General features: G+C 69.5%; 8 protein-coding genes and 2 pseudogenes. 3 read left to right on the top strand and 7 right to left on the bottom strand.

Annotated elements, in window-relative coordinates:
• The 6 genes and pseudogenes from RTM68_RS14710 to RTM68_RS14685 all read right to left on the bottom strand — a co-directional run.
• Window positions 1–764 (bottom strand): annotated as a pseudogene (locus RTM68_RS14710) (hypothetical protein); the annotation flags it as partial.
• Window positions 764–1,618 (bottom strand): tryptophan 2,3-dioxygenase family protein, encoded by an 855-nt coding sequence (locus tag RTM68_RS14705; RefSeq protein WP_312172271.1) that lies wholly within the window; start codon window positions 1,616–1,618, stop codon window positions 764–766. The pseudogene RTM68_RS14710 and the gene RTM68_RS14705, both read right to left, overlap by 1 nt.
• Window positions 1,619–1,672: 54 nt before the next feature.
• Window positions 1,673–1,876, bottom strand: coding sequence for a hypothetical protein (locus RTM68_RS14700; protein WP_312172269.1), 204 nt, complete (start codon window positions 1,874–1,876; stop codon window positions 1,673–1,675).
• Between the two features lie 3 nt (window positions 1,877–1,879).
• Entirely contained in the window at window positions 1,880–2,092 is a 213-nt protein-coding gene (locus RTM68_RS14695) for a hypothetical protein (protein WP_312172266.1), read from the bottom strand.
• A 30-nt stretch (window positions 2,093–2,122) separates the two neighbouring features.
• The gene (locus RTM68_RS14690) at window positions 2,123–3,838 is read right to left on the bottom strand and encodes an amidase (protein WP_312172263.1); all 1,716 of its coding nucleotides are present in this window, start codon (window positions 3,836–3,838) and stop codon (window positions 2,123–2,125) included.
• Window positions 3,835–4,875, bottom strand: a complete 1,041-nt coding sequence (locus RTM68_RS14685; RefSeq protein ID WP_312172260.1) for an agmatine deiminase family protein — start codon at window positions 4,873–4,875, stop codon at window positions 3,835–3,837. The genes RTM68_RS14690 and RTM68_RS14685 overlap by 4 nt, the downstream gene beginning before the upstream one ends.
• Window positions 4,876–4,967: 92 nt before the next feature.
• On the opposite strand from RTM68_RS14685, the gene RTM68_RS14680 reads away from it, so the two are divergent.
• Window positions 4,968–5,651 carry a TetR/AcrR family transcriptional regulator gene (locus tag RTM68_RS14680; RefSeq protein WP_312172258.1) on the top strand — a complete coding sequence of 228 codons (684 nt, stop codon included), beginning with the start codon at window positions 4,968–4,970 and terminating at the stop codon, window positions 5,649–5,651.
• 9 nt (window positions 5,652–5,660) lie between these two features.
• A complete protein-coding gene (locus tag RTM68_RS14675) occupies window positions 5,661–7,034 on the top strand; it encodes an aminotransferase class V-fold PLP-dependent enzyme (protein ID WP_312172255.1) in 1,374 nt (457 codons plus the stop codon).
• A 200-nt stretch (window positions 7,035–7,234) separates the two neighbouring features.
• Here the strand turns inward: RTM68_RS14675 and RTM68_RS14670 are convergent, their stop codons facing one another.
• Complete coding sequence (locus RTM68_RS14670) at window positions 7,235–8,290, bottom strand: alpha/beta hydrolase (protein ID WP_312172253.1); 1,056 nt, start codon at window positions 8,288–8,290, stop codon at window positions 7,235–7,237.
• Window positions 8,291–8,446: 156 nt separating this feature from the next.
• On the opposite strand from RTM68_RS14670, the pseudogene RTM68_RS14665 reads away from it, so the two are divergent.
• Window positions 8,447–8,853: pseudogene (locus RTM68_RS14665) on the top strand (hypothetical protein); the annotation flags it as partial.

Genomic DNA, 8,853 nt, shown 5'->3' with positions numbered 1-8,853 from the left:
GAGATCCACGACACGGATGCCGCCTGGGTGGCGATCTCGGCATCGTCGAGCCGCTCGGTGAACGGGGCGTGTGCGAGCACGGCGGCGCCGAGGCGAGCAGCGCGCTGGGCCTGTCCGGGTCCTTCCGCGTGCGCGATGACCGGAAGCCGGTATGCGCCTGCGGTCTCGACGATCGCGCGGAGGAGGTCGTCGTCGAACACCGGGCCCGCCGTGCTGTTGTTCGCGACCTTGATGCAGGATGCTCCGGCATCCGCCATCTCCGCGACGGCGCGCTCGGCGGCTGCGACGTCCGCGATCTCGCGGAACGAGCCTGCGGGTGCCCAGTCCCGGTCGCTCGGGTACCCGCCGACCGGGGTGAGGAACGCCCCCGCGAAGTCGACGGCGACGGGGTGCGGGGTCAAGAACGCACCGGACTGCGCCGATTCGGGTGCGTTTTCGACCTCGCCACGATCGGTGGACGAATTTTCGACCTCGGATGTTGCGGCCACGCTCATCCTGACCATGCTCATGGTCGCGGCGAGTTCCGCGATCACCGTCGGACTCGCGCCGAGGTCGACCACGCGGCCGATCGTCGAGGTGTGCAGCAGAGCGTGATCGACGAGCTGCAGGTGCACGTGGTGGTCGGTGAACCCGCCGACGACGACCCCGTCGAGACGGGGCAGATCGGGGGAGGGAGCCTCATCGCGCAGCGTGATTCGTCCCTCGATCAGCTCGACGACGCCGTCGTGCCATCCGTCTCCGTCGAAGAACGTCGCCGCGTGCATCAGCCGCCGATCTCGGTGCGCACGGTGTACAACTCGGGGAAGAACGTGAGGTCGAGGGCACGCTGCAGGAATCCGACTCCGCTCGAGCCACCAGTGCCGACCTTCATGCCGATGGTGCGGGCCACGGTCTTCAGGTGGCGGAAGCGCCAGAACTGGAAGTTGTCCTCGAGGTCGACGAGGTCCTCGCATGCCTCGTAGAGATCCCAGTGCTCCTGGTGGCTCTGGTAGATCTCGCGGATCGCGGGCACGAGCTCGGGCGTCTCGCGGTAGGGGAGGCGCACGTCGCGGTCGAGGATCTCGGTGGGGATCGGGAGTCCGCGCCGCGAGGCGTAGCGCAGGAACTCGTCATAGAGGGTGGGCTTGTGCCATTCGGCGGTGAGCAGCGCGAGGTTCGCGGGGTGGTCGCTGAAGACGCTGAGCATCTTCTCGTTCTTGTTGCCGAGGGCGAACTCGACAGCGCGGTACTGCACCGACTGGAACCCCGAGGAGCTGCCGAGCGCGCCGCGGAACTGCGCGTACTCGGTGGGGGTGAGTGTCGCCAGGATCGCCCACTGCTGCGTCATGACGTCCTGGATGCGCTTGACGCGCGCGACCCGCTTCAGGGCTTCTCGCAGGTCGTCGCTCGCGAGCAGTTCGCGGGCGGATGACAACTCGTGCAGCAGCTGCTTGAGCCAGAGCTCCGTGGTCTGGTGCTGGATGATGAACAGCAGCTCGTCGTGGTGCTCAGGGACGCTGACCGGGTTCTGCGCGGTAAGCAGCTGGTCGAGCGACAGATACGACCCGTAGGTCATGCGTCCGGCCAGATCGGTGACGATGCCGGCTTCGAGCTCGCGCTCGTTCTTCTCGGTGCTCATGGTTCGCTTCCTGCTGTGGGGGACAGGAAAAAGATATAACAATCGTGCCGGGCGTCACAATAGTGAAATGTCGTGCGACTGCCGGGCCTCGGTGTCACCACGGCCTCGACGTCGGGCCGCGATGGTGCCGTCGATGACGATCCGGATCGCGACGTTGATCCCGATCGGGATCAGGAGCACGAGGATGATGCCCACGCTGATGACGCCCGCCCAGAACGGAACCACGAACAGCAGGAAGGGGATCGCCCCGGTGTCCATGGGTCAGAACCGGCCGGCGCGGGAGGTGTCGCGCTGATGCCTGCGCACGAAGGCGCGCTCTCTTCGGGATCGACAGCTGATGCTCACGCGGTCCTTCATGCTGACGAGCACAGCATTGATCCCCGCTGAGGCGCCATGCAGCAGCGCGACCGCAGCGACGAAGAGGCCCAGGCCGAACGGCAGGAGCAAGACGAGCAGAAACGCCCCGGTGTCCATGTGCTCAGGGTAGACCCGGGACTCGCTGTGTCACAGCCTCGGTGTGCGCGGGGGAACGGTGCGTCGCTCGCCGGGCGCACCGGTCGCCTCGAATGCGGCCGCGAGACGCAGCAGTGCCGAGTCGTCGTAGGCGCGTCCGGCGAACGTGAGGCCGATCGGCATGCCGATGTCGGCCATGAGCCCCATCGGCACGGTGACGGTCGGGATGCCGAGGTGCCGCACGGTCAGGTTGCCGTTGGCTATCCAGGTGCCGTTGCGCCAGCCGAGGTCGGCGGATGCCTCGTTCACGTCCATATCGGCAAGCCCCACATCGGCAACGGCCGGGAAGACGACGGCATCGAGCTCGTGCTCGTCCATCCACTCCTCGAGGTCGAGCCGTCGGGTCTCCTCGAGCCCGCGCAGCCCCTCGGGCAGTTCGGGCATGTCCTCGAATCCGACCCCCGGGTTCTCGCGCACCCAGCCCGGGTACTCGGCGATGTCGTCGTCGAAGCCCGTGTAGCGGTCGGGGAGTGCCCCGTCGGGATGCGGGAAGATCGCCGCCCCGTCGACCTCGGCGAGCGTGTGCAGCGCGGTGTCGCCGTTCGCCTGCAGGAAGTCCTCCCAGCCCCACGCCGACAGGTCGACGATCTCGCGGTGAAGGTATTCCGGTGATACCAGCCCGCGCGTCGCGATCGTGGGCGCACCGGGGCGATCGCCCTCGTAGTTCGACACGACCGGGAAGTCGACCTCGACCACCGTCGCGCCGGCGGCCTCGAGGTCGCGGCGGGCGGCCTTCCACCGCTCGATCACCGAGGCGCGTGTGTCGATGCGCTGCCCTGTCGGGCCGCCGATGCCCGGCGCGGCGGATGTGCCGGCATCCGGATCCGCGTTGATGTACATGCGCGGGATGCCGATGCGCGCCCCGCGCAGCGCCGAGCCTGCTCTGTCGACGAGTTCCCGATACGACTCCGGGCGCACTTCGGATGCCGACGGCAGCGTGACCCACGGCTGCGCGCGCCAGAAGTCACCGCGCACCTCGGCGTCGTCGGCGACGATCACGTCGAGCACTTCGAGCAGGTCGGCCATCGTGCGAGCGTGCGGCACGACGACGTCCATGGTCGGTACGAGCGGCCAGTTGCCACGGGTCGAGATCACGCCGCGCGAGGGGGTGTAGGCACAGAGGGCGTTGTTCGTCGCGGGGCCGCGGCCGCTCGACCACGTCTCCTCACCCAGCCCGAAGGCGGCGAAGCTCGCGGCGGTCGCCGTGCCCGAGCCGTTCGACGACCCCGATGCGAAGGGGGCCGTGAGGAACTCCGCGTTGTACGGGCTCTCGGCTCGACCGTAGACGCCGCGCTGCATGCCGCCGTTCGCCATCGGGGGCATGTTCGTCAGGCCCAGGCAGATCGCCCCGCCGGCACGCAGGCGCTCGATCGTGAACGCATCGCGCTGTGCGATGAGTTCGGCGAACGCGGGGCTGCCGGCGGCGGCAGTGAGTCCGCGCACCAGGTAGCTGTCCTTCGCCGTGTACGGAATGCCGTCGAGCGGCCCGAGCGTCTCGCCCCGCGCGCGGCGGGCATCCGATGCCTCGGCCTCCGCGCGGGCGTCCGGATTCGACACGACGACCGCGTTCAACGCCGTCTCGGTCTCGGCGCCGTCATATGCGGCGATGCGGGCGAGGTAGGCGTCGACGAGTCCGACGGCGGTGGCGGCGCCACTCTCGAGCGCTCGCCGCAGGTCGGCGATGGAGGCCTCGACGACGTCGATCATGAGTGCACCGCCACGCTCGGCTGCTGCTGGGTGATGCAGTGGATTCCACCGCCGCGGTCGAAGAGCGGACGCGCATCGACCGTGACGACCCGGCGTCCGGGGTAGACGTCGGCGAGGATCTCGCGGGCCCGCGCGTCAGCCCGCTCGTCCCCGAAGCCGCACGCGACCACGCCGTTGTTCGTGACGAGGTGGTTGACGTAGCTCCAGTCGACGAAGCCCTCGTCGTCGCGCAGTGCGGCGGGTGCGGGCAGGTCGATGATCTCGAAACGGCGACCGGCGGCATCCGTCTGCTGCTCGAGGTGCGCGCGCAGCTCGCGTGTCACGGCGTGGTCGGGGTGCTCGGGATTCTGCTGGTCATGCAGCAGCAGTCTGCCGGGGGAGACGATCGTCGCGACGATGTCGACGTGCCCGTTCGTGCCGAAGTCGTCGTAGTCGCGCGTGAGTCCGCGGGGAAGCCAGACGGCTTTGCGTGCACCGATCGTGCGGGCCATCTCGGCCTCGACGCGCTGCCGGTCGGCGAAGGGATTGCGCCGCGGGTCGAGCTGCACCGTCTCGGTGAGCAGCACGGTGCCGTCGCCGTCGACGTGGATGCCGCCCCCCTCGTTGACGAGCGTCGAGCTGACGAGCTCCGCACCGACCGCGCCGGCGATGATGCGCGCATGCTGCGCCGCCTTCTGCCACTGCGCCCAGGCGGGTGCTCCCCAGCCGTTGAAGATCCAGTCGACCGCGCCGAGCACGCCAGGTCGCTCGTCGTCGATCACGAAGGTGGGGCCGGAGTCGCGCATCCAGAACTCGTCGACGGGTGCCTCGACGATGTCGATGCCGCTGCCCAGCATCCGCCGCGCGCGGGAGATCTCCGCCGGATCGACGAGCATCGTGACGGGCTCGAACTCGGCGACCGCGTGAGCGACCGACGTCCATGTCGCGTAGCCCTCTTCGCGCTCGGCGGCGGTCTCGCCGAGCGTCGGCCCCTCGGCCGGGAAGGCCATCCAGGTGCGGTCGTGCGGTGCGGTCTCGGCGGGCATGTGCCAGGCCATGATCATCTCCCTCGCTGCTGATCGCGGCCTCGCGGATGAGAGGCCGTGATCGCTGTTGAACACGTGTCCAACGAGTGCTACGGTAGCCCGTGATGAAGAACACGTCAAGAGTCGCGACGCCTCGTCGCCTCCCACCCGAAGAGCGAGAGCGCTCGATCCTTCGCGGTGCCGTGACGCTGGCGACCGAGAGCGGTCTCGAAGCCCTCACGGTGCGTGCCGTCGCCGCCCGCGTCGGTGTGACACCCGCACTCGTGGCGCACTACCGGCCGGTGATGGAGACGTTCGTCGCCGAGGTGTTCACATCGATCGTCGCCGCCGAGCGTGATGAGGTCATCGCCGCGTACGACGACACGGTCGACCTGCGCACGAACCTGCTGCGCCTCATCGAGACGCTGCTCGACGACTCCCGCGACGACGTCGCGATGGTCTGGGTGCAGTCATGGGCGCTCGGCGCGCGCAACGAGGCGCTCGGCGCCAGGGTGCGTGCCGAGATGGACCTCTGGCACAGCGCGCTCGAAGACCTCATCGCGCGGGCGATCGCCGAAGACCCGGCGCTGCGGGTGGACGCCGGATCCTCGGCCTGGATGCTGCTCGCCATGGTCGACGGCATGAGCGCCCACTCGCTCGTGCACTGGGCGCCGCGCGACCGCGCAGACCTCGCTCGCCGCACCCTCTCCGCAGTGCTCGACGTGCCGGTCGAGGCTCCGGCCGCGCCGGCACAGGCCACCCCCGCATCGCCCGCCGCGCCGACACAGCTCGCAGACACCCACAGGTAAGGACAGCTCATGGGAGCAGAACGCATGCACGCGGCCTCGGCCGAATCGACGGCGATCGTCGACGCCGTGCTCGACTACTCGCGACGCCGGATGCTCGCCGCCGACGTGCCGCTCGACAAGCCGCAGTCGCCGGCCGAGCTCAACCGGCTGGTCGGCACGACGATCACGGATGCCGGGCTCGGCTCGCAGCGGGCGCTGAGCGTCTTCGAGCACATCCTCGCGCCCGCATGTCTGACGACGAGCCACCCGTCCTATCTGTCGTTCATTCCGACGGCGCCGACGATCGCCTCGATCGCTTTCGATCTCGTGGTGTCGGCATCCGGTCTCTATGGCGGAAGCTGGCTCGAAGGGGCCGGAGCCGTGCACGCCGAGAACGAGGTCCTGTCTTTCCTCGCCTCGGAGTTCGGCCTCCCCGACTCCGCCGGCGGGGTGTTCGTGCAGGGCGGCACGATCGGCAACCTGTCGGCGCTGGTCGCGGCTCGTGAGGCGGCGAAGGCGAAGCTGCTCGACGCCGGCGAGGAGCTGCCCCGTCGCTGGAAGATCGTCTGCAGCGTCGAGGCGCACTCCTCGAACAAGTCGGCGGCGAAGGTCATGGATGCCGACGTGCTGCTCGTTCCGGCGGGCGACGACGGTGTGCTGCGGGCGGATGCCGTGCGCGAGGCGCTGCGCGAGCACGGCGACGAGATCTGCGCGGTCGTGGCCACCGCCGGCTCGACCAACTTCGGAATCGTCGACGACATCGCGGGCATCGCCGCGCTCAAGGACGAGTTCGACTTCTGGCTGCACATCGACGGGGCCTACGGTCTCACCGCGATGCTCGCTCCCGAGGCGCGCGGCGTCTTCGCCGGCGTCGAACGCGCGGACTCGGTCATCGTCGATCCCCACAAGTGGCTGTTCGCGCCGTTCGACTGCTGTGCTCTGATCTACCGCGACCCCGACGCGGGCCGACGCGCGCACACGCAGCACGCCGAATACCTCGACACCCTCACCGACGCGGGTGACTTCAGCCCGTCGGACTACTCGATCCAGCTCACCCGGCGCCCGCGTGGCCTGCCGCTATGGTTCTCGCTCGCGACCTACGGCGTGACCGCCTACCGCGAGGCCGTGAGCGCGACGCTCGCGCTCACCCGGCAGATCGCCGCCGAGATCGCGTCTCGACCGGAGCTGACGCTCGTGCGCGATCCGCAGCTCTCGGTCGTGGTGTTCGAGCGCGAGGGCTGGGAGCGCGAGGACTACGACCGCTGGTCCGACGAGCTGCTCGACTCCCAGCGCGCGTTCGTCGTGCCGAGCTCGCACCGCGGACGCCCGAACACCCGATTCGCGATCCTCAACCCGCTCACGACCTTCGACGACCTGGTCGGCATCCTCGACACCATGAAGTAGGCCGGTCACGCCGTTCCTTGGTGTCCCGATCTGCGGACGGTGTCCCGATCTGCGTCCGATCGGCGGGGATTCGACCGCAGAACGGGACCGAGTCCGCAGATCGGGGCCGCGGCCCGGGGGTGGGGCGGGCGGGACCGGAGCAGGGGGCGGGGACAGGGGCCGGGCAGGGACAGGGGCGGACAGGGGCCGGGGCGGGCGGCTCAGGGGGTCGTGTGCGCGTTCAGGAAGTCGATCGTCTCCTGCAACGCGGTCTGCGCGTCGGGCATGTCCAGGTGGAACTGGTACTCGTGCGGCAGCGCGGGCTCGTGCGGTGCCGGCCAGAAGAGCGTGGTGACGTCCACCCCGAGCTCCTCGAGCCTCTTGGCCATCGGGATCGACTGCAACCAGGTGAGTCCGTCGCCGTTGCCTCCCGAGATGTACGTGGTCGGGAAATCCGCCGTCACCCAGTCGATCGTCGACATCGTCGCTCCGGTCGAGTCCTCCGCCCACGTCTTGGTGCCCGAGTAGGCCCACATCGAGGTCTTGAGGCCCCAGCCGACCACACCGTCGAGGGTGGCGAGGGCCGCGAGGTCGTAGACGCCGCAGTTGAGCACGGTCGCCACCACCTGGTCCTTCGCCAGCGCGGGCGTGATGCCCATGATGTCCGCGTAGTCGGGGCTCGTCATGACCGTCGCCATCTGACTGGCGAGCTGCGCTCCGGCCGAATCGCCGGCGAGCACGATCTGGTTCGGGTCGACGCCGAGCTCGTCGGCATGCGCGTCGATGTACGCGAGCGCGTCGTTGAGCTGGTGCACGGCGAGCGGATACACGCCCTCGGGGCCGATCGTGTAGTTCACCGCGATGGTCGTGTACCCCTCGGCGGCGAGGATGCGCATGTACGGGTCGACGTTCTCCTTCGCCCCTGAGATCCAGGCGCCGCCGTGGATCCAGACCACCGTCGGCAGAGGGCCGGTGGCGGATGCCGGTGTGAACACGTCCATCGCGGTGTCGGCGCCGGAGTCGGCATAGGCCACATCGCGCTGCTCGGTGAGCTTCGTGTCGGGCACGTGCTTGTCCATCTCGGCGGCGGTCTCGTCGCCGCCCTTCGTGAACACCGAGCGGATCAGCATGGCGGAGGGCCACGGCGTGAGCGCACCGACGATCGCGATCACGGCAGTGACGGCCACGATCAGCCCCAGTGCGACCTTCGTCCGGTGCCACGGTCGGCGAACCTTCGTCGCACGGACAGCTTCGCCGTCGGGCGCACTCGTTGTCATGGAAACCCCTCTCCGCGCCTCATCTTGGCAGTATTCCGGTGACTCCGGCGGGCGACAGGCACCGGCTGTCCGCTGCGCGACATCGCGATCGCCTAGCGTGAATCAGGAGGGTTCGACGCCATCGCGTCGGCCCGGCCTCGTCCCCTGGAGTACCTGATGTCCCCGTCCGCGCGCCCGGAACACGCACAGCCTCACGTCGGCGGCGCACCGGCGACCACCGTCGCACGGGCCTTCCGCGAGGGGGTCTGGGGCAGGGGCCGTCGAGCCCGCGCCGCACTGTCGATCGCCGGGTTCTGCGGCCATCAGCTCGCCGAGGTCATGGTTCCCGTGGCGGTCGGCGTCGTGATCGACCGGGCGATCGCACCGGGAGACCCGGTGGCGCTGGGGTGGGCGCTGGCCTTTCTCGTCGTCGTCTTCGCGGTGCTGATCTGCTCGTGGCAGGTCGGTGACCGGGCCGGTACGAAGGCCTACGCGCAGGGCGAGCACGCTCTGCGCCAGGGCGTGCTCGGGCTCGCGCTGCGTCGGCGCACGCGCCGCCCCGCCGGAGAGGTGCTGACGATCTC

It is taken from the genome of Microbacterium sp., from assembly GCF_031988965.1.
Classification (GTDB): domain Bacteria; phylum Actinomycetota; class Actinomycetes; order Actinomycetales; family Microbacteriaceae; genus Microbacterium.
The sequence above is the reverse complement of the archived record's forward strand: the minus strand, read 5'-3'. Positions and strand labels throughout refer to the sequence as shown.

What these genes read in the sequence shown, in the direction of transcription:
- RTM68_RS14675 (WP_312172255.1), top strand. Translation starts at nt 5,661, where the DNA reads ATGGGAGCAGAACGCATGCACGCGGCCTCGGCCGAATCGACGGCGATC.
- RTM68_RS14700 (WP_312172269.1), bottom strand. Translation starts at nt 1,876, where the DNA reads ATGGACACCGGGGCGATCCCCTTCCTGCTGTTCGTGGTTCCGTTCTGG.
- RTM68_RS14690 (WP_312172263.1), bottom strand. Translation starts at nt 3,838, where the DNA reads ATGATCGACGTCGTCGAGGCCTCCATCGCCGACCTGCGGCGAGCGCTC.
- RTM68_RS14670 (WP_312172253.1), bottom strand. Translation starts at nt 8,290, where the DNA reads ATGACAACGAGTGCGCCCGACGGCGAAGCTGTCCGTGCGACGAAGGTT.
- RTM68_RS14705 (WP_312172271.1), bottom strand. Translation starts at nt 1,618, where the DNA reads ATGAGCACCGAGAAGAACGAGCGCGAGCTCGAAGCCGGCATCGTCACC.
- RTM68_RS14685 (WP_312172260.1), bottom strand. Translation starts at nt 4,875, where the DNA reads ATGGCCTGGCACATGCCCGCCGAGACCGCACCGCACGACCGCACCTGG.
- RTM68_RS14680 (WP_312172258.1), top strand. Translation starts at nt 4,968, where the DNA reads ATGAAGAACACGTCAAGAGTCGCGACGCCTCGTCGCCTCCCACCCGAA.
- RTM68_RS14695 (WP_312172266.1), bottom strand. Translation starts at nt 2,092, where the DNA reads ATGGACACCGGGGCGTTTCTGCTCGTCTTGCTCCTGCCGTTCGGCCTG.